Annotated in this window: 19 protein-coding genes; 13 read left to right on the top strand and 6 right to left on the bottom strand. The window is 72.0% G+C overall.

Annotation, left to right across the window (positions count from 1 at the left end):
- Nucleotides 1–6 precede the first annotated feature (6 nt).
- Together AB0H82_RS26405 and cutA are read right to left on the bottom strand one after the other, a co-directional pair.
- The gene (locus AB0H82_RS26405) at nt 7–297 is read right to left on the bottom strand and encodes a DUF6355 family natural product biosynthesis protein (RefSeq protein ID WP_362996827.1); all 291 of its coding nucleotides are present in this window, start codon (nt 295–297) and stop codon (nt 7–9) included.
- 237 nt (nt 298–534) lie between these two features.
- Nucleotides 535–870, bottom strand: coding sequence for a divalent-cation tolerance protein CutA (gene cutA, locus AB0H82_RS26410; RefSeq protein ID WP_362996829.1), 336 nt, complete (start codon nt 868–870; stop codon nt 535–537).
- 96 nt (nt 871–966) lie between these two features.
- Between cutA and soxR the strand changes: the two genes are divergently transcribed.
- The 3 genes from soxR (at nt 967) to AB0H82_RS26425 (ending at nt 3204) form a co-directional block, all read left to right on the top strand.
- Nucleotides 967–1512, top strand: coding sequence for a redox-sensitive transcriptional activator SoxR (gene soxR, locus AB0H82_RS26415; protein WP_362996831.1), 546 nt, complete (start codon nt 967–969; stop codon nt 1510–1512).
- A gap of 261 nt (nt 1513–1773) precedes the next feature.
- Nucleotides 1774–2340, top strand: coding sequence for a hypothetical protein (locus AB0H82_RS26420; RefSeq protein WP_362996833.1), 567 nt, complete (start codon nt 1774–1776; stop codon nt 2338–2340).
- A 117-nt stretch (nt 2341–2457) separates the two neighbouring features.
- Entirely contained in the window at nt 2458–3204 is a 747-nt protein-coding gene (locus AB0H82_RS26425; protein WP_362996835.1) for a class F sortase, read from the top strand.
- Nucleotides 3205–3230: 26 nt separating this feature from the next.
- Here the strand turns inward: AB0H82_RS26425 and AB0H82_RS26430 are convergent, their stop codons facing one another.
- Together AB0H82_RS26430 and AB0H82_RS26435 are read right to left on the bottom strand one after the other, a co-directional pair.
- Nucleotides 3231–4013 carry a TSUP family transporter gene (locus AB0H82_RS26430; protein WP_362996837.1) on the bottom strand — a complete coding sequence of 261 codons (783 nt, stop codon included), beginning with the start codon at nt 4011–4013 and terminating at the stop codon, nt 3231–3233.
- A 129-nt stretch (nt 4014–4142) separates the two neighbouring features.
- Entirely contained in the window at nt 4143–4784 is a 642-nt protein-coding gene (locus tag AB0H82_RS26435; protein WP_362996839.1) for a hypothetical protein, read from the bottom strand.
- A gap of 302 nt (nt 4785–5086) precedes the next feature.
- Here AB0H82_RS26435 and AB0H82_RS26440 point away from each other — a divergent pair, with 302 nt between their 5' ends.
- The 5 genes from AB0H82_RS26440 to AB0H82_RS26460 all read left to right on the top strand — a co-directional run bounded on the left by AB0H82_RS26440 (nt 5087) and on the right by AB0H82_RS26460 (nt 10788).
- A complete protein-coding gene (locus AB0H82_RS26440) occupies nt 5087–6346 on the top strand; it encodes an FAD-dependent oxidoreductase (RefSeq protein WP_362996841.1) in 1260 nt (419 codons plus the stop codon).
- Nucleotide 6347: 1 nt separating this feature from the next.
- Nucleotides 6348–8909, top strand: coding sequence for a nitrite reductase large subunit NirB (gene nirB, locus AB0H82_RS26445; protein WP_362996842.1), 2562 nt, complete (start codon nt 6348–6350; stop codon nt 8907–8909).
- The gene (gene nirD, locus AB0H82_RS26450; protein WP_362996844.1) at nt 8906–9247 is read left to right on the top strand and encodes a nitrite reductase small subunit NirD; all 342 of its coding nucleotides are present in this window, start codon (nt 8906–8908) and stop codon (nt 9245–9247) included. Before nirB ends, nirD begins: the two co-directional genes overlap by 4 nt.
- A gap of 85 nt (nt 9248–9332) precedes the next feature.
- Complete coding sequence (locus AB0H82_RS26455) at nt 9333–9917, top strand: TetR/AcrR family transcriptional regulator (protein ID WP_362996846.1); 585 nt, start codon at nt 9333–9335, stop codon at nt 9915–9917.
- A gap of 91 nt (nt 9918–10008) precedes the next feature.
- Nucleotides 10009–10788: a glucose 1-dehydrogenase gene (locus tag AB0H82_RS26460; RefSeq protein WP_362996848.1), complete on the top strand. Its 780-nt coding sequence runs from the start codon at nt 10009–10011 to the stop codon at nt 10786–10788.
- Nucleotides 10789–10882: 94 nt separating this feature from the next.
- On the opposite strand, the gene AB0H82_RS26465 is transcribed toward AB0H82_RS26460, so the two are convergent.
- Nucleotides 10883–11320 (bottom strand): hemoglobin, encoded by a 438-nt coding sequence (locus AB0H82_RS26465; RefSeq protein ID WP_362996850.1) that lies wholly within the window; start codon nt 11318–11320, stop codon nt 10883–10885.
- 77 nt (nt 11321–11397) lie between these two features.
- Entirely contained in the window at nt 11398–11889 is a 492-nt protein-coding gene (locus tag AB0H82_RS26470; protein WP_362996851.1) for a hypothetical protein, read from the bottom strand.
- Nucleotides 11890–12545: 656 nt separating this feature from the next.
- Between AB0H82_RS26470 and AB0H82_RS26475 the strand changes: the two genes are divergently transcribed.
- The 5 genes from AB0H82_RS26475 to AB0H82_RS26495 all read left to right on the top strand — a co-directional run bounded on the left by AB0H82_RS26475 (nt 12546) and on the right by AB0H82_RS26495 (nt 19623).
- Nucleotides 12546–13811, top strand: a complete 1266-nt coding sequence (locus AB0H82_RS26475) for a sugar ABC transporter substrate-binding protein (protein WP_362996853.1) — start codon at nt 12546–12548, stop codon at nt 13809–13811.
- Entirely contained in the window at nt 13808–14752 is a 945-nt protein-coding gene (locus AB0H82_RS26480; RefSeq protein ID WP_362996855.1) for a sugar ABC transporter permease, read from the top strand. The genes AB0H82_RS26475 and AB0H82_RS26480 overlap by 4 nt, the downstream gene beginning before the upstream one ends.
- A 29-nt stretch (nt 14753–14781) precedes the next feature.
- The gene (locus AB0H82_RS26485; RefSeq protein WP_362996879.1) at nt 14782–15618 is read left to right on the top strand and encodes a carbohydrate ABC transporter permease; all 837 of its coding nucleotides are present in this window, start codon (nt 14782–14784) and stop codon (nt 15616–15618) included.
- Nucleotides 15619–16148: 530 nt separating this feature from the next.
- Entirely contained in the window at nt 16149–18887 is a 2739-nt protein-coding gene (gene ppdK, locus AB0H82_RS26490) for a pyruvate, phosphate dikinase (protein ID WP_362996857.1), read from the top strand.
- Nucleotides 18888–19050: 163 nt separating this feature from the next.
- A complete protein-coding gene (locus AB0H82_RS26495; protein ID WP_362996859.1) occupies nt 19051–19623 on the top strand; it encodes a phosphatase PAP2 family protein in 573 nt (190 codons plus the stop codon).
- Nucleotides 19624–19919: the final 296 nt, after the last annotated feature.

Raw genomic sequence — 19919 nt, forward strand, 5'->3', positions numbered from 1 at the left:
CGGAGATCAGCAGGTGCGGCCGATGTACCAGGCGCCGTCCACGTCACCGGCCTTGCCGATCCAGGTGACGCCCGGACCCACGCACCTGGTCGTGTTGGGGCCCCAGTCGTCGATCTCGATCAGGACCTTCGAGCCGTCGCTCGTGCAGTGGTTGTAGTAGGCGTCGGTGTGGGTCTCGTAGAACCCGCAGGGGTTCATGACGGCCGCCGGCTCGGCGGAGGCCGAGGACGCGAGGGTCATGCCGAGGCCGAGGGCCATGGCACCGATGAGGGCCGGCAGGGAACGGCGTACTCGCATAGGGCGATTCCTTCTGGGACAGGGTGCTCGCGCACCGTCTCGCGCACCAGCAGGTGCACACGGAGAGCTTGGCGGTGCTCACGGAGCGTAGTCGCGCCAACTCGCTCGCACGAGTGGTTCGGATCACTGGATCGGGTGCATACGCGTTTGAGCTGCGAATTCGCTCAGGTGGGGCGAACGGTGCCGTGTGGGGCGGGAGTTACGTCGCAGCCCGGCCGCGAGCCGCGGCGCGTGGAGTCACTCGGCGGTCTCCTGCTCCACCCACTCCAGATAGGCCGCGCTGCCCCGCACCACGGGGGTCGCGATGATCTCCGGGGTGTCGTAGTCGTGGGCGTCGTGGAGCCATGCCTCCAGGGCGGCGTAGCGGCCTGGCGTCGTCTTGAACAGCACCTGCCATTCGCGGGCGGTCTCCAGCTCGCCCTCCCACCGGTACACGGACGTGACGGGTCCGGCGATCTGCGCGCAGGCCGCGACGCGCGCCCGCACCGCGCCGCCCGCGAGGTCCCGCGCCTTGTCCTCGGCGTCCGTCGTGGTCAGCATGGTCAGCACCCGCACGTTCGGTTCCTCGTCCATACGCCGATTGTGCACAGCCGACGAGAAGTCCGGCGAAGAGGGTGTGGAGCTGAACAATGGTTCAGGTCGGGGGTGTTGCATGACTACGCTGACCGCATGACCGAGCGCCTCACGCCGAAAACCACCCAGCGCCTCACGCCGAAAGCCAAGGAAGCCACCATCGGCGAGCTCGCCGAGCGCAGTGGCGTCGCCCCCTCCGCCCTGCGGTTCTACGAGAGCGAAGGCCTCATCACGTCCCGTCGCACCACGGGCAACCAGCGCCGCTACAGCCGCGACACCCTGCGCCGGGTCGCCTTCATCCGTACGTCGCAGCAGCTCGGCATGCCGCTCGCCACGATCCGCGACGTGCTCGCCCTGCTCCCCGAGGACCGCACTCCGAACCGTGCGGACTGGGCCAGGATCTCCGAGTGCTGGCGCGAGGACCTCGACACCCGGATACGGACCCTCCAGCGGCTGCGCGACAACCTCACCGACTGCATCGGCTGCGGCTGCCTCTCGCTCTCCCGGTGCGCGCTGTCGAACACGTGGGACACGCTGGGCTCGCGCGGGCCCGGCCCGCGCCGCCTGGTGGAGAAGAAGATCCCGTGCGCCACCGGGTCCTGCGAGACCACCGAGGAGACCCAGGAGGACGTGCCCGCGTGAGGGCCGACGGGGGGCCGGGTCACCCATTCACAGGCGCGGCCCGCGCTCTTCGGACACTTTCCGCGGATACGCCGGTGACCTGCTGGAACGCGTCCTTCGCTGCGTCAGGAACCGCCGAACTTGCCACTTTCTGATGCCTCATCAGGAGGCGTGTGCCGCCGAGTGCCACTTACCTCGGTAGAGCGGGGTTCGACCGACGCAGCGGCACTTGGGGGTGCCGCGGGCCGTGCTCGCGCGTAGGCCCCTCGGAGGAACGAGCACATGCGCAACGCCCGCCTGCTGACCGTCACCGCTCTCGTCGTGGCCACGGGCGCCCTGACCGCCCCCGCCTCCGCCGCTCCCGGCCCGCCCGCCGGAGGCCTGGAGATCCGGCCCGCCACCGTCACCCCCGGTTCCACCGTCACCGTGCACACCGCCGCCTGCGGCTCGGGCGGGACCGCGGCGGGCGACGCGAGCGCGGTGGGGGCGGGCACGTTCGCGCTGGCGCCCGGCACGCGCCGGGAGGGCGGTGAGGCCGCCGCCGGACGGTTCGAGGTGCCGCCGTCCGCCCAGCCCGGCACGTACGAGATCGTCGCGACGTGCTCCGGGTCCGGCGGCTCCGGCACGAAGGACAAGCGGGTCGCGGGCGATCTCGTCGTCACGATCACCTCCACCGCGGCCGCCGGCGACCGGCCCCGGCAGCTCCCCAAGGGACACGTGAAGACGGGGGTCGGCGGCGCGCTCGGTCCCGACCCCGTGCAGACCGCGGCGGGAGTGGCGGCCCTGGCCGTCGCCGCCGCGGGCGGTACCTGGCTCCTGCACCGCCGCGCGAGAGGCGACAGGATCTGACGGACACCCTCCGCTGTCCACCGGTACCGCCACCCCTGCCCCCTCCCGGCCCGTGTCCCCCCGCGGGCGGGGAGGGGGACGAGGGCCAGGACCGCCCGACCCCGAGGGGGCCGCCGTATGCACATCGGAACACGACTTCGTACGCGACTTCGTACACGCTGTGCTGTCGGCAAGAAGACCGGCAGCAAGAGCGGCAGCAAGACCGGCAAGAGCACCGGCAGGAAGACCGGAAACGCCGTCATAGCGACCGTCACCGCCGTGGCGCTCTGCTCCGGGGCGTGGCTGCTGAGCGGCGGTGCCGGAACACAGCCGCCGCCGCAGCCCTCCGCCGCCCAGGCCGCGTCGGCCGGCCCCGGCATCCGCCCCCAGCCGCCCGCCGCCTCCCGCGCCCCCGGCATCGCACCGCTCCCGCCGTCCCCGCCCGACCGCGTGCGGATCCCCTCGATCGGCGTCGACACCCCTCTGATGGGGCTCGGCCTGACCCGGCAGGGCAGCCTCGACGTACCGCCGCCGGAGCGCAAGAACCTCGCGGGCTGGTACGAGGCGGGCACCACGCCCGGCGAGCGCGGCACCGCCATCGTGGCGGGGCACGTCGACAACCAGGAGGGTCCCGCCGTCTTCTACGAGCTGGGCGCGCTGCGGAAGGGCCGCACGATCGAGGTGGAGCGCAGGGACGGCAGCGTGGCCGTCTTCACGGTCGACGCGAACGAGGTGTACGACGCCAAGGACTTCCCGGACCAGAAGGTGTACGGCGCCGCGGCGCGGCCGGAGCTGCGGGTCATCACCTGCGGCGGGAAGTACTCGAAACAGACCGGCTACCAGGGCAACGTGGTGGTCTTCGCCCATCTGACGTCGGTGCGCTGAGCGCTGCGCCACCGGCCCTCTGAGCCCTACACCACCCACTGCTCGTACGCCATCTTCACGACGAGCCCGAAGACGGTGGTCAGGAGCACGACCCGGACGAAGCCGCTGCCTTTCTTGAGGGCCGTGCGCGCGCCGAACATGCCGCCCGCGAGGTTGAAGACGGCCATGAGACCGGCCAGCTGCCACAGGACCGCGCCCTGCCAGGCGAACATCGCGAGGGCACCCGCGTTGGTGCAGCAGTTCACGATCTTCGCGGTGGCGGAGGCCGTGACCAGGTCGAGGTGGAGCACGGCGGTCAGGGCGAGGACGAGGAACGTGCCGGTGCCGGGGCCGATGAGACCGTCGTAGAAGCCGATGCCGAGGCCCGCGAGGCCGATCGCGGCGAGGATCCGCTTCGGGGAGGCGGGTCCGGTGGCGGGCGCGGTGCCGAAGGCGGGCCTGAGGATCACGAAGGCGGCGACGGCGAGCAGCACCACCATGATCACGGGCTTCAGCACCTCGGTGCTCATCCCCGCCGCGAAGAAGGCGCCGCCCATGGACCCGGCGAGCGCGACGAGGCCGATCCGCACGGCGGTCGGTACGTCGACGGGTGTCTTCCTGACGTACGTGACGGCGGCCCCGGTCGTCCCGACGATGGCGACGGCCTTGTTCGTGCCGAGGGCGTGTGCGGCCGGGGTGCCGCCGGGCAGTCCGAGCAGCAGGGCGGGGAGCAGCAGCAGTCCCCCGCCCCCGACCACGGCGTCGATCCAGCCGGCCGCGAGGGCGGCGAGGCAGAGGACGACGACCGTGGTCAGCGATATGTCAGGCATGATCGCGACCCTATGGACGCGATCACCGCGCCGTCCACGGAAATCGGTGGGTCAGGGCAAGACTTGAGGGACTTCTGAGGTCTCTTGAGAGACTTCTGAGGTCTTGTGTGGTCGTCTTCTGTGGTCGGTTCAGGGTGCGGCCTGCGGAGCGGGCACGCCCGCCGAGGGGCGGTCGGGGGCCGGGGGCGCCGACGGGTCGACGGTGAGGGCGAGGACCGTGGCGACCAGCGCGCTCACTCCGGCCAGCCCGGCGGCGAGCCCGCGACGGGCCCTGCGGGTGGGGTGCGGCGCGGGGGCGAGGGGTTTGCGGTGGCGTCCCATGACCAGCTTTCTCGTGAGGGGGGCGGTGAGGGGGCGGTTCGGCACTCGGTCAGCGGCGGCGAGGGCCGGGTAGTCGAGCAGGCCGAGGGTGGCGTGGACCAGGTCGGTGTCGGTGTGGGCGGCGTACGCGCAGAGGGCGAGGAGGGCGTGGGCCGCGCAGAGGCTCAGCACGTACCGTCCGCCGAGCGCGTGCAGCCGTGCGAGCCGGTCGGCGCCGACGCCGTGCTCGACGGCGGGGACGCGGGCCATCAGGAACAGCATGACGAGGACCCCGTACCCGGCGAGCAGCCCGGACAGGTGCGCCCCGGTGGCGAACAGCACGTCGAGCCGGGCGGACGGCTCCAGCTGTACGGCCCACAGCGCGCCGACGGCGAGCCCGCCGCCGGTGATGCCGGTGCGGAGGGCTCGGGGGCCGATGCGGGGAGGGGGTGCGGCTGCCTCGGGGGTCACGGCGGCACACTAGGCGCCGACGAGGGGAGGAAACGGCTGGTCAGCCCGGTAACCGGGATCCTTAAGGCACCCTTGAGGATCACCTCAAGGGGGGTTAAGCAAGGGCCGGCGAGGGGCCCCTACGGCACGGATGCGGTGCGGGGCAAACGGGTGGGTGGGTGGGCGGGTGGGAAGCATCCGCCGCGAAGCGGCGGGACAGAACACCCCCTCACAGGCACCCGGGGCGCCCGCTGAGCACACCGTTCCCCCAGGGAAACAACCCGGCCCCGGCCGGGTAACACCCGCACCGCACGCTGCGGGACATGACCTCCTCAGCGCAGCTGCCGCCTCCCGGCCCCGCACCGGGCACCGGTGTCGTGGTGATCGGCGCGGGCCTGGCCGGCACCCGCGTGGCGCAGCGCCTCGGCGCCGGCACCGTACTGATCGGCGAGGAGGACCACGCCCCGTACAACCGTGTGCTGCTCGCCGAGGTCCTCGCGGGCCGGTACGGGCCGGACGTGATCACCCTGCCGAGCCCGCCGGGCCCCGTGCTCCGCACCCGCGTGGTCCGTGTGGACCGCGCCGACCGGCGGGTGCACTGTGCGGACGGCAGCGTCGTCCCGTACGGCACGCTCGTCCTCGCGACGGGCTCGAACCCGGTCCTGCCGCCGCTGCGCGGCCTGTTCGCGCCGGGTGCGCACGAACTTCCCGGCGGGGTGCACGCCTTCCGGACCATGGACGACTGTCTCGCCCTGTCCGCGGCCGTGACGCCGGGCGTCCGCGCCGTCGTCATCGGCGGCGGCCTGCTCGGTGTCTCGGCGGCCCGGGCGCTCGCCGTGCGCGGTGCCCAGGTCGTCCTGACCCAGCAGGCCGAGCGGCTCATGGAGCGGCACCTCGACCCGGCCTCGTCGGAGCTGGTGCGCCGGCACCTCACGGACCTCGGGGTGGAGGTGCACACCGAGTGCCGGGTGCGCGGGGTGGGCGTCAGCGACGGTGCCGTGCGCCGCGTCGAGCTCGCCGACGGCTATCTGCTCGACACCGATCTGACCGTCCTGGCCTGCGGGGTGCGGCCCCGCACCGGTCTTGCGCTGGCCGCCGGTCTCGACGTGCGCCGCGGCGTCGTCGTGGACGATCTGCTGCGGACGTCCGACCCGCACATCCGGGCCGTCGGCGACTGTGCGGAGCACGCGGGCCGCGTCTACGGTCTGGCGACGCCCGCCGTGGAGCAGGCCGACGCGCTCGCCGCGGCGCTCGCCCGCGAACCCGCCGTGCGGGACGCCGCCCGCCCGTACACCGGCACCCGTACCCTCACGCGCCTCACCCTGCCGGGCCCCGGCCCGCTGGACCTCGCGGCCTTCGGCGACCCGGAGCCGCGCCCCGACGACGACGTCATCCAGCTCGCCGACGCCACCCGCGGCACGTACCGCAAGGTCGTCGTCCGCGGCGGCCGTCTCGTCGGCGGCGTCCTGCTCGGCGAGCTCGCGGCGGTCGGCGCGCTGGCCCGCGCGTGGGAGGCCGACGACCCGCTGCCCGACGACGACAGCCCCCTGCTCCACCTGCTCACTTCCGACGGAGGCCGCTGAGATGCCCACGCCCGCACAGACCCCGCACCCCCGCCCCACTCTCGTACTCGTCGGGCACGGCATGGTCGGCCAGCGGTTCCTCGAAGCCGCCGCCGAGCAGGGCCTCACGGCGTCCCACCGGATCGTCGTCCTGTGCGAGGAGCCGCGCCCGGCCTACGACCGCGTCCAGCTCACCTCGTACTTCTCGGGCCGCACGCCCGACGAACTCTCCATGACCGACCGCGCGTTCCTCGACGAGCACGGCATCGAGCTGTACGTGGGCGACGCGGCGGAGAGCTTCGACCGCGAGGCGAAAACGGTCACCGCGCGCTCGGGCGCCGTCTTCGCGTACGACACGCTCGTGCTCGCGACCGGCTCCTACCCGTTCGTGCCGCCGGTGCCCGGCAAGGACGCGACGGGCTGTTTCGTCTACCGCACCATCGAGGACCTGCTCGCCATCGAGGAGTACGCGAAGCGGCGCGCCACCACCGGCGCGGTCGTCGGCGGCGGGCTGCTCGGCCTGGAGGCGGCGGGCGCCCTGAAGGGGCTCGGACTCACCACGCACGTCGTGGAGTTCGCGCCGCGGCTGATGCCCGTGCAGGTCGACGAGGGCGGCGGCGCCGCGCTCCTGCGGACCATCACCGGCATGGGTCTGACCGTGCACACCGGCACCGGCACGCAGGAGATCGTGACGGGCGACGACGGCGCCGTGACCGGCATGAAGCTGTCCGACGGCAGTGAGGTCGCCACGGATCTGGTGGTGTTCTCCGCGGGCGTCAGGCCGCGCGACCAGCTCGCCCGCGACCACGGCCTGACGGTCGGCGAGCGCGGCGGCATCACGGTCGACGAGCAGTGCCGCACCAGCGACCCGCACATCTTCGCCATCGGCGAGTGCGCCCTCGCGGCGGACGGGCGCGTCTACGGCCTGGTCGCGCCGGGTTACGAGATGGCGCAGACGGCGGCCGCCACCATCGCCGCCCAGGAGGCGAGCTTCACCGGCGCCGACCTGTCGACCAAGCTGAAGCTCCTCGGTGTCGACGTGGCGTCGTTCGGCGACGCGCACGGCACGGCGGAGGGCTGCCTCGACGTCGTCTACACCGACTCGCGCTCGGGGACGTACAAGAAGCTGGTGATGGCGCCCGGCGGCGAGCTGCTCGGCGGCATCCTCGTCGGCGACGCGGACGCGTACGGGGTACTGCGGCCGCTCACCGGGTCCGTACCGCCGGTCCCCGCCGAGCAGTTGGTGCTGCCCGCGGGCGCGGGCGCCCCCGTCCAGCTCGGCCCGGAGGCGCTGCCCGGCTCCGCGGTGATCTGCAACTGCCACAACGTCACCAAGGACCAGATCTGCGCCTGCTCCTCGCTGCCCGAGGTGAAGAAGTGCACCAAGGCCGGTACGGGCTGCGGCAGTTGCCTGAAGGTGATCGGGCAGCTCCTCCCGAAGAGCGGTGACGGCGGGCTGTGCGGCTGCTTCGGGCAGACCCGCCAGGAGCTGTACGAGATCATCCACGCCCTGCGCATCACCTCCTTCCGCGAACTCCTCGACGCGCACGGCCGGGAGGAGGCGCGCGGCGGCGAGGGCTGCGACGAGTGCAAGCCGGCGGTCGGCTCGATCATCGCGTCGCTCGCCCCGACGATCGGCGCGGGCGGCTATGTCCTCGACGGCGAGCAGGCCGCGCTCCAGGACACCAACGACCACTTCCTCGCCAACCTCCAGAAGAACGGCTCCTACTCGGTGGTGCCCCGCATCCCCGGCGGCGAGATCACCCCCGAGAAGCTGATCGTCATCGGCGAGGTGGCGCGGGACTTCGGCCTCTACACGAAGATCACCGGCGGGCAGCGCATCGACCTGTTCGGCGCCCGCGTCGAACAACTGCCGGTCATCTGGGCGCGGTTGGTGGACGCGGGCTTCGAGTCCGGCCACGCCTACGGCAAGGCGCTGCGCACCGTGAAGTCGTGCGTGGGACAGACCTGGTGCCGGTACGGCGTGCAGGACTCCGTCCGCATGGCCATCGACCTCGAACTGCGCTACCGCGGCCTGCGCGCCCCGCACAAGCTGAAGTCGGCGGTCTCCGGCTGCGCCCGCGAGTGCGCCGAGGCCCAGTCCAAGGACTTCGGCGTGATCGCCACGGCCAGCGGCTGGAACCTGTACGTCGGCGGGAACGGCGGCGCCACCCCGCGCCACGCGGACCTCCTCGCGCAGGACCTGAGCGACGCCGAACTGGTGCGCCTCATCGACCGGTTCCTGATGTTCTACATCCGCACCGCCGACCGCCTGGAGCGCACCGCCGCCTGGCTGGACCGGATCGACGGCGGCCTCGACCACGTGCGCGACGTCGTCGTCCACGACTCGCTGGGCATCTGCGACGAGCTGGAGTCGCTGATGGCCGCCCACGTCACGCACTACCGCGACGAGTGGGCCGAGACCCTGGACGACCCGGAGCGCCTCGCGCGCTTCGTGTCCTTCGTGAACGCGCCGGGCGTGCCCGACCCCACGGTCGGCTTCGTCCCCGAGCGCGACCAGATCAAGCCGGACCTCCCCCTGCTGTCCATCAGCCCCCGCCCCCTGGAAGGAGCCTCACGATGAGCGACCCGACCCCCGCGCGCGTGCAACTGCGCCTGGAAGACGACTGGTTGCCGGTGTGCGACCGCACGCAGCTGATGCCGGGCCGGGGCATCGCGGCCCTGCTGCCGGACGGGCGCCAGGCGGCGCTCTTCCTCGACCGCGAGGGACGCGCGTACGCGATCGACAACCGCGACCCGTTCACGGGCGCCGCGGTCCTCTCCCGAGGGCTGCTCGGGACGGAGCGGGGGCGGCCGTTCGTCGCCTCGCCGCTCCTGAAGCAGCGGTTCGACCTGGAGACGGGGCGGTGCCTGGACGACGATGAGGTGTCGGTCGAGGTACACCCGGTGCGGGTCGCTTGACCGACTTACTTGACGGACCCGCTTGGCCGAGTTGCTTGACCGAGTTGCTTGACCGACCGTTCCAAAAAGACGTAGCGTTCTCCTCGTGGCCAGGACCAAGGAATTCGATCCGGACGCCGCGCTGCAGTCGGCCCTGGAGCTGTTCTGGCGGCGCGGCTACGAGGCGACGTCGATGGCGGACCTCGTCGAGGCGCTCGGCATCGGGCGCGCCAGCATCTACGCGACCTTCGGGAACAAGCACGAGCTGTACCTGAAGGCACTGGAGAGGTACGGCGAGCTCCAGCGGCCGCTGCTGCTCGCGGAGCTGGCGCAGCCGGGCCCCGCGCTGCCCGCCGTGCGCGCGCTGGTGCGCCGCTTCGGCGCGGAGTCCACCTCCGAGGAGGGCCGCCTGGCCGGGTGTTTCGTCACCAACACCGCGGCCGAGCTGGGCCCGCACGACGAGGCGGCCGCCCGCGGCGTCGAGCGGAACTGGGACCAGATCGAAACCCTCCTGCACTCCGCGCTCGTCCGCGCGCAGGCGCAGGGCGAACTGCCCGAGGGCCGCGACCCGCTGACGCTCGCCCGCATGCTGCTCGTCGTGCTGCAGGGCGTGCGGGTGGTCGGCAAGGCGTCCGCGGATCCCGTGCGGGTGCGGGACGCGGTGGAGCAGGCACTGGCTCTGCTCGACTGAGGGCCGGCCACCCTTCTGCGGCTGCCCTTCTGCGGGCCATCCCTTTTTATTTGCCCTTATATTGAACCGATCGGTCAAGAAAAGAGCTGTCATGACTGCTACCGCCACCCGCTCCCGCTTCGCCGGCCGCACCGCCCTCGTCACCGGCGGCGGCACCGGCCTCGGCCGCGCCATGGCCCTCGCCTTCGCCGCCGAGGGCGCGAACGTCGTCGTCGCCGGGCGCACCGAGGGCCCCCTGCGGGAGACCGCGGACCTCATCGAGGGCGCCGGGGGCAAGGCCCTCGTCGTCACCGCCGACGTCTCCCGCTCCGCCGACCTCGCGGCGCTCGTCGCCGCCGCCGTCGACCGCTTCGGCTCCCTGGACGTGGCCGTGAACAACGCGGGCGTCCTGCGCGCCGGGCAGCCGGTCGCCGAACTGCCCGAGGAGGACTGGCGCACGATGCTCGACATCAACGTCACCGGCGTCCTGCTCGCCCTCCAGGCCGAGGTGAAGCAGATGCGCACCCAGCCGACGGGCGGCACCATCGTGAACATCGGCTCCACCCTCGGCGCGCACACCAGCGCGCCGGGCACGGCGGCCTATGGGGCGACCAAAGCCGCCGTCTCCGCACTGAGCCGCGCGGCCGCCGCCGAGTACATCAGGGACGGCGTCCGCATCAACACCGTCAGCCCGGGCGCCTCCGCGACCTCCATGTCGCTCCAGCCGGGCGAGACCGAGGCCGGCCGGGCGGCCCGCATGAAGGAGGCGACGCCGCTGGGCCGCGTGTCGACGACCGAGGAGGTCGCCGCGGCGGTCCTGTACCTGGCCTCCGACGAGTCCGGCTCGGTGGTCGGCGCGGACCTGGTGATCGACGGCGGCGCGGCGGCCTGAGACCCGCCTCTGCCGCGGTTCGCGCTTCGCGGTTCGCGGTTCGCGGTTCGCGGTTCGCGGTTCGCGGTTCAAGAGCTGAGGAGCGGCGTACGTTTCACGCCGCTCTGCGCAGCTCCAGCGCCGCCAGCGGGATGAAGCCGGGGCCGTCCCCGGCGGTCGAGGCGTCCCTGCCGCCGAGACGCCGGAGCAGGGCGAGCGCGATCCGCTCCCCCTGCTCCTTCGCGCGCTCGGCGGCCGGGCCCCGGTGCAGTCCGTCGACGGAGGCGTGCCACAGCTGGACCCAGCGGCCGAAGTGCGCGGCGGTGAGCGGACGCGCCGCGTGCAGCGCGGCGTGCGGGGCGAACGCGTCGCGCCGGTACTCCGCGCTGCGGAACAGTGCCCGCTCCCAGAAGTCGGTGATGCGGGGCAGGTGCGCGTCGAGGACGGTGCCGGCGATCTCCGTGAAGAAGGGGCCGATCAGCGGGTCGGCGAAGGCCGCCGTGTAGAAGCGGCGGAGGAGCACGTCGAGGTCGGCGCGGGATGCGATGTCCACACGTGAAACTGTGCCACGGGCGGTGGGTGGGGTGTCCACCGCCGAAGGTCCCCTCAGCACCTCAGCACCTCAGTACCTCAGTGCAGGTCCGACGCCTCGAAGACGGCCTTGGCCGCCGCCCCGTCGGCGCGCTCGGTGAGCCGCCGCAGCTCGGCGCAGCCCGTCCTGAGCAGCCCGGCCTCCCGCGCGGCGCGGGCCCCGGTGTCGAGGCGGTGCAGGAGCAGCGGGTTGTCGACGAGGACCCGCGGGTCCAGCTCGACGCGGTTGCCGAGCGAGTCGCACAGGACCAGCCGGGCGGCGACGCCCTCGCGGTGCCGCACGGCGGTCAGCAGGTTGGTGCAGACGTGCTTGCGGCGCCCGAGGCCCCGTACCGCGAGCCAGCCGGGGCCCGCGGTCACCCGTACGGGGTGCAGCACCAGGTAGAGCAGCGCGGAGAGCGGGGCCCAGAGGCCGATGCGGGCGGGGGTGAGGGTGCCGCCGGCCCAGTCGATGAAGAGGACGAGCCCGAAGAGCCCGACCGAGCAGAAGACGGCGGCCCGCACATCGGCCCCCCAGCCCCGGTCCGACACGGTCGCGTACGGGGTCCCCGGCCCGTAGGGCTCATCCGCCCCGTGGAGAGTGGCCGACCCGTAGGGCTCATCCGCCCCGTGGGGCGCGTCCGGCCCGTAAGGCTCATCCGCCCCGTGGGACGCGGCCAGCCTGTGGGACGCGGCCGACCCGCGGGGCGCTTCCGGCCCGTAGAACTCATCCGGCCCGTAGGGTGCGTCCGGTCCGTGGGCCGCATCCGCCCGGTAGGGCGCAGCCGACCCGTAGGGCGCGTCCGGCCCGTAAGGCTCATCCGGCCCCTGAGCCGCGTCCGTCCCGCGGGGCGCTCCCGGCGCGTCCGCCCCCTGGGTCGCATCCGACCCCCGGGACGCATTCCTCCCCCAGCGCGCGCCCGTCTCGCCGCGCGCTCCAGTCGTCCGCGCGGCGCCCCGTCTCGTCCTGTTGTGTCCCATGTGCGGCACGGTACGACGGTACTCCGGGTCGCGTCGTCGCCCTTGACGCGCCGCATACACGCCGTGCGCCCACCTTGACGGCCCGCTGACGCGGCACGGCACGTCGTGCGTTCTGCCGCAGCGTGTCCGAAGGGTGACACTCGGCTGCAACACCCCTGTCGTAATCCCACCGCATGGTTGATCGTTGGGCCCGGCACACACCTACGTCACGCAGGGGGACGACCAGCATGGCCATCAGCCGCAGGACACTTCTCGGGACAGGTGCGACGGGCGCCGCGCTCGGACTGCTCACCGCGTGCGGGTCCAACACCGGGCGCGACGGCGGCGGCTCGGGCGGCAAGGGCCCGCGGCTCGCGCAGTGGTACCACCAGTACGGCGAGCCGGGCACCGAGCAGGCCGTGAAGCGGTACGCGGCCGCGTACAAGAAGGCGGACGTCAGCGTCCAGTGGCGGCCGGGCAACTACGACGAGCAGACCGCGGCGGCGCTGCTCACGGACTCCGGCCCCGACGTCTTCGAGGTCAACGGCCCCTCCCTGGACCAGATCCGGGGCGGCCAGGTCGTCGACCTCACCGACCTGTTCGACGGCGTGCGGGACGACTTCAATCCGGCCGTGCTCGCCCCCAAGACGTACGACGGGAAGATCTGGGCCGTCCCGCAGGTCGTCGACATGCACCTGCTCTACTACCGCAAGAGCCTGCTCGACGACGCCGGAGTGCGGCCGCCGGAGAGCCTGGACGAGCTGGTCGACGCGGCGAAGGCGCTCACCACGAAGGACGTGAAGGGCCTCTTCCTCGGCAACGACGGCGGCGCGGGCGCCCTCGGCGTCACGCCCCTGTACGCGGCGGGCCTCTCCTCCGTCACCGAGGACGGCGAGGTCGGCTTCGACGATCCCGCGGCCGCCCGCGCCCTCGGCAAGCTGCGTCAGCTGTACGCCGACAAGTCGCTGCTGCTGGGCGCGCCCGCCGACTGGTCGGACCCGTCGGCGTTCGTGCAGGAGCTGACCGCCATGCAGTGGTGCGGGCTGTGGGCGCTGCCCGCGGTGAAGAAGGAGCTGGGCGACGATTTCGGTGTCCTCGCGCTGCCCGCCGACGGGTCCGGCGGCAAGGCGTCGCTGCCCGTCGGGTCGTACGGCGCGGCGGTGAGCGCCCGCAGCGACCACAAGAAGGAGGCGAAGGACTTCCTGAAGTGGCTGTGGATCGACGGGACGGAGTACCAGGAGGACTTCGCGCTGTCCTACGGCTTCCACATCCCGGCCAGGCTCTCCCTCGCGAAGAAGGCCGACAAGCTGAAGGAGGGCCCGGCGGCGGACGCCGTGCGCTACTCCACCGAGTACGGCTACTCCGAGCCGCTGCTGTGGACGCCGGCGAGCCGCACCGCGTACCAGGACGCGCTGAGCCGGATCATCAAGTCCGGCGCGAATCCGGAGAGCGAGCTCAAGTCCGTCGTACGGAAGGTGCGGGCGGAGCTGGACCGGGTCAAGAAGAAGTCGTGAGCCGCGCCCCCGTCGACCGCGCCCCCGCCAGGAGCCGGCTCCTGGGCACCCAGAACCGCACCCTCTGGTTCTGGGTGTTCGTCGGCCCCTTCGCGCTCGGCCTGGTCCTCTTCACCTATGTGCCGCTCGCCTGGAGCGTGTACCTCAGCTTCTTCGACGCCCACAACACCGTCTCGCCCGACGACTTCGTCGGCCTCGACAACTACACGTCGATGCTGCGGAACGAGGCGTTCACCGACAGCCTCGTCACCTTCGCGGTCTTCTCGGCGTTCATCGTCCCGACGACCTTCGCGCTGTCGCTCGCGCTCGCCCTGATGGTGAACCGGCTGCGGCGCGCCCAGGCGTTCTTCCGGTCCGTCTTCTTCCTCCCGGCGGCGTGCAGCTACGTCGTGGCGGCGCTGATCTGGAAGCTGGCGATCTTCAACGGGGTGCGGTTCGGGCTCGCCAACACCGTCCTCGACTGGTTCGGCGCCGAGCAGATCGCCTGGCTCTCGACGACGGAGCCACCCTGGTACTGGCTGGTCATCGTCACCGTACGGCTCTGGCTCCAGGCGGGCTTCTACATGATCCTCTTCCTGGCGGGCCTGCAACGCATCTCCCCCACTCTCTACGAGGCGGCCGCCGTGGACGGGGCGCGGCCCGGCTGGCAGGTCCTGCGCCACATCACGCTCCCGCAGCTGCGCGCCACCTCGGTCGCCGTCACGCTGCTCCTCGTCATCAACGCCTTCCAGGCCTTCGACGAGTTCTACAACCTGCTCTCGACCTCCAGCGGCTACCCGCCCCACGCGCGCCCGCCGCTCGTCTACCTCTACTACACGGCACTCGGCCGGGAGCAGAACCTCGGCCTCGGCAGCGCGGGCGCGGTGCTCCTCGCGCTGATCATCGCGGTGGTGACGGTCGGCCAGGCACGCTGGTTCGGCCTCGGCGGGAAGGAGGACTGACAGCCGTGACCACACCGGTGAAGAGGCCGCTGGAGGACGCCCTGGTCCGCGTGGGCCGCGCGCTGCGCGTCGTCCTGCTCGTCGCCCTCGCGCTGCTGTTCCTGATCCCCTTCTACCTCCTCGTCCGCAACGGCCTCGCGTCCGAGGACGACATCACCTCCCCCGACTGGACGTTCTTCCCCTCGACGCTGCACTGGTCGAACCTCTCCGAGCTCTTCGCCGACCCGGCCGTACCGATGGCCCGCGCGCTGCTCAACTCCTCCCTGATCGCCGTCGCGACGACGCTCGGCACCCTCGTCCTGGCCTCGCTCGCCGGGTACGGCCTGGCCCGCATCCCCTACCGCCACGCCGACCGGGTCTTCTACGCGATCCTCGGCACGATGATGGTCCCGGCCGCCGTCACCTTCGTCCCGAGCTTCGTGCTCGTCTCGTCGCTCGGCTGGGTCTCCACCCTGCGCGGCCTGATCGTCCCGACCCTGTTCTCCGCCTTCGCCTGCTTCGTCTTCCGCCAGTACTTCCTGGGCTTCCCCAGGGAGCTGGAGGACGCGGCGCGGGTGGACGGCCTCGGCTACTGGCGTACGTACTGGCGCGTGGTCGTCCCCAACTCGCGCCCCGTCTTCGCGGCCGTCGGCACGATCGTGTTCATCGGCGCGTGGAACTCCTTCCTGTGGCCCCTTGTCATCGGCCAGGACCGCGACGCGTGGACGGTGCAGGTGGCCCTCGCCACCTTCACGACGTCCCAGGTCATCCGCCTGCACGAGCTGTTCGTGGCGGCTGCGGTGTCGATCGTGCCGCTGCTGGTGGTGTTCCTGTTCTTCCAGCGGTGGATCGTGGCGGGGGTGGAGAGGTCGGGGATCGACGACTGAGGGGGCGGCGGCACGCGGTGCCAAAGGGACATTCCGGCCGAGGTCGAAGATCTGGCCGGAAGACTTCTCCACCGCGCCACCCGTCACCGCCCCATCGCCACCCATCGCCACCCCACCAGCGGAGCTGCGGCTGAGCATGCCCGTAGCGGGTCCGCATGCTGACATTCGGCCGCCTCAAACGGCGTGATTCTCGCCACGCCTGATAGACCTGATGCTCAGATGAGCGACCTGCCGCCCGACTGCACTTCTCCAATGACTGGCACTCAGTGCCAATGCTCGATCATTCACGGCATGAACTCACATCTGAGTTAGCAGCGCTCATACGAGCGTTTTATGGGTTCTACGGGGGTTGAGCGTTCAAGCCTTGAAGGCAAGCGAGAGACCTGCGCTACCGCTGAGTCACTTTCGATCTAGCGGCGGACGGGTGGTTACGGCCGTATGACGCACAAGTGGACGTACCCAGATGCCTTCGATCTGGGTATGTTCCTGGCCGTCAGGGCAGCCACCGAGTCCTCCAGGAGCCGAGACCCGTGTCGGAAAACAAAGATCCCCACGTAGCTCACACGAGTGAGGGCGTTAAGTTCGTTTACGACTTCACCGAAGGCAACAAGGACCTCAAGGACCTCCTCGGCGGGAAGGGCGCGAACCTCGCCGAGATGACCAACCTCGGGCTGCCCGTCCCCCCGGGCTTCACCATCACCACCGAGGCCTGCAAGACGTACCTCGACAGCGGCGAGGAGCCGGCCGAGCTGCGCGACGAGGTGAGTGCGCACCTCGACGCCCTTGAGAAGAAGATGGGCAAGAAGCTCGGCCAGGCCGACGACCCGCTGCTCGTCTCGGTGCGCTCGGGCGCCAAGTTCTCGATGCCCGGCATGATGGACACCGTCCTGAACATCGGGCTCTCCGACAAGTCCGTGACGGGCCTCGCCAAGCAGTCCGGCGACGACCGCTTCGCGTGGGACTCGTACCGCCGGCTCATCCAGATGTTCGGCAAGACCGTCCTCGGCGTCGACGGCGACCTCTTCGAGGAGGCGCTGGAGGCCGCCAAGAAGGCGAAGAAGGTCGCGGTCGACACCGACCTCGAAGCGGCCGACCTGAAGAAGCTCGTCACCAAGTTCAAGAAGATCGTCAAGACGGAGGCCGGGCGGGACTTCCCGCAGGACCCGCGCGAGCAGATGGACCTCGCGATCCGTTCGGTCTTCGAGTCGTGGAACACCGACCGCGCCAAGCTCTACCGCCGCCAGGAGCGCATCCCCGGCGACCTCGGCACGGCCGTCAACGTCTGCTCGATGGTCTTCGGCAACCTCGGCCCCGACTCCGGCACGGGCGTCGCGTTCACCCGCGACCCGGCCAGCGGCCACCAGGGCGTGTACGGCGACTACCTGCAGAACGCGCAGGGCGAGGACGTCGTGGCGGGCATCCGCAACACCGTGCCGCTCGCCGATCTGGAGCAGATCGACAAGAAGTCGTACGACCAGCTCATGCAGATCATGGAGACCCTCGAAACGCACTACAAGGACCTGTGCGACATCGAGTTCACCATCGAGCGCGGGCAGCTGTGGATGCTGCAGACCCGCGTCGGCAAGCGCACCGCCGGTGCCGCCTTCCGCATCGCGACGCAGCTCGTCGACCAGGGCCTGATCGACGAGGCCGAGGCGCTCCAGCGCGTCAACGGCGCGCAGCTCGCGCAGCTGATGTTCCCGCGCTTCGACGAGAGCGCCAAGGTCGAGCAGCTCGGCCGGGGCATCGCCGCGTCGCCGGGTGCCGCGGTCGGCAAGGCCGTCTTCGACTCGTACACCGCGATCAAGTGGTCGCGCTCCGGCGAGAAGGTCATCCTGATCCGCCGCGAGACCAACCCCGACGACCTCGACGGCATGATCGCCGCCGAGGGCATCCTGACCTCGCGCGGCGGCAAGACCTCCCACGCGGCGGTCGTGGCGCGCGGCATGGGCAAGACCTGTGTCTGCGGTGCCGAGGAGCTGGAGGTCGACACCAAGCGGCGCTGCCTCACCGCGCCGGGCGGCGTGGTCGTCGAGGAGGGCGACACCGTCTCCATCGACGGCTCGACGGGCAAGGTGTACCTCGGCGAGGTGCCGGTGGTCCCCTCCCCCGTCGTCGAGTACTTCGAGGGCCGCATGCACGCGGGCGCCGACGACGCCGACGAGCTGGTCGCCGCCGTGCACCGGATCATGGCGTACGCGGACCGGGTGCGCCGCCTGCGCGTCCGTGCCAACGCGGACAACGCCGAGGACGCGCTGCGGGCCCGCCGCTTCGGCGCGCAGGGCATCGGCCTGTGCCGCACCGAGCACATGTTCCTCGGTGAGCGCCGCGAGATGGTCGAGCGGCTGATCCTCGCCGACGCCGACGACGAGCGCGAGGACGCGCTCAAGGAACTCCTCCCCCTCCAGAAGCGCGACTTCGTGGAGCTCTTCGAGGCGATGGACGGCCTTCCGGTGACGGTCCGTCTCCTCGACCCGCCGCTGCACGAGTTCCTCCCCGACATCACGGAACTCTCCGTCCGCGTCGCCCTCGCCGAGTCCCGCAAGGACGCCAACGAGAACGACCTGCGCCTCCTCCAGGCCGTGCACCGCCTGCACGAGCAGAACCCGATGCTGGGCCTGCGCGGCGTACGCCTCGGCCTGGTAATCCCGGGTCTGTTCACCATGCAGGTCCGTGCGATCGCCGAGGCCGCGGCCGAGCGGAAGACCGCCAAGGGCGACCCGCGCGCGGAGATCATGATCCCGCTCGTCGGCACCGTCCAGGAGCTGGAGATCGTCCGCGAGGAGGCCGAGCAGGTCATCGCGGAGGTCCAGGAGACCACCGGCGTCGAGCTGAAGCTGGCGCTCGGCACGATGATCGAGCTGCCGCGGGCCGCGCTCACCGCGGACCAGATCGCGGAGGCCGCCGAGTTCTTCTCCTTCGGCACGAACGACCTCACGCAGACCGTCTGGGGCTTCTCCCGCGACGACGTGGAGGCCTCGTTCTTCACGGCCTACCTGGAGAAGGGCATCTTCGGTGTCTCCCCGTTCGAGACGATCGACAAGGACGGCGTCGGCAAGCTGGTGAAGGACGCGGTCAAGGCCGGCCGCGCCACGCGCCCCGACCTCAAGCTCGGCGTCTGCGGCGAGCACGGCGGCGACCCGGAGTCCGTGCACTTCTTCCACGAGGTGGGCCTGGACTACGTCTCCTGCTCGCCGTTCCGCATCCCGGTGGCCCGCCTGGAGGCCGGCCGCGCGGCGTCCCACTCGACGGGCAGCGACCACCGGTAGCCCACAGACCCCGGGACCGTCGCCGCGTCCCCGACCCTCAGTACCGATGCGGCGGCGGTTCCGGTTCGCGATGAAGGGGCAGCACCCGTGCGGGGGTGCTGCCCCTTCCGTTTCCCGTGCGTTGCCCGGGCATGGTCGATGATCGACGGGATACTCCCCGGTCATGAGCTTGCTGGCAAAGACACATCAGGCAGACCGTCACCTGACCAAGCGGATCGCCGCCGGGGCTCCGCCCGGCCTGCACCGGGCGCTGTCGGCGGTGGAGGAGATGGCGGAGAGCACCAAGCTGTGGTGGGGTGCGGCCGCGGTGATGGCCTGCACGGGCGGCCGACGTGGCCGCACGGCCGCCGTCGCGGGCCTCGCGTCCATGGCGGTGGCACAAATCCTCTCCAACGGCATCGGCAAGCAGCTCGTCGACAGGCCCAGGCCGCCCAAGGAGTGGATCCCCCACGACGACGTCGAGGACCGCTCCGAGTCCTCGTCCTTCCCCTCCGGCCACACCGCCGCCGCCGTGGCCTTCACCGCCGCCGTCGCCCCGAGCCTGCCACTCGCCGGCGCACTGTGCGCGGTACCGGCCGCCATGGTCGCCGTCGAACGCGTACAGTCCGGCGCCCACTACCCGACGGACGTCGCCGCCGGCACCGCCATCGGCCTGACCTCCGCATGGCTCACCCGCAGCGTGCCCCGACTGGTTCTGCGCCACTGGGTGCGGGGGCTGCGGCCGGGGGCCCACTGAGGAGCCGGGCCACCTGCGAGCCGAGCAGCCGCCGGCCGCTGTACGCCGCGTGGCGGGCCGCCGCGGCCGTCACAGCCAGGCCTGCGGCCGCGGCACCGGGCCGGGGGCTGCCGCCGATGGTGCGTGCGTTGAGGATCCGGACCGCCTGCGAGCCGAGCGGTCGCCAGGGCGCCGGGCCGCCGGGGCAGAGCGCTGGTTCGGGAAGCGGCGTCGGCCGTCGGCGCGTGACTCACCCGCCGCGTTCCTCGGCTGGTTCTGCGCCACTGGGTGCGGGGGCTGCGGCCGGGGGCCCACTG

Source organism: Streptomyces sp. NPDC050732, assembly GCF_040654255.1.
Lineage (GTDB): Bacteria > Actinomycetota > Actinomycetes > Streptomycetales > Streptomycetaceae > Streptomyces.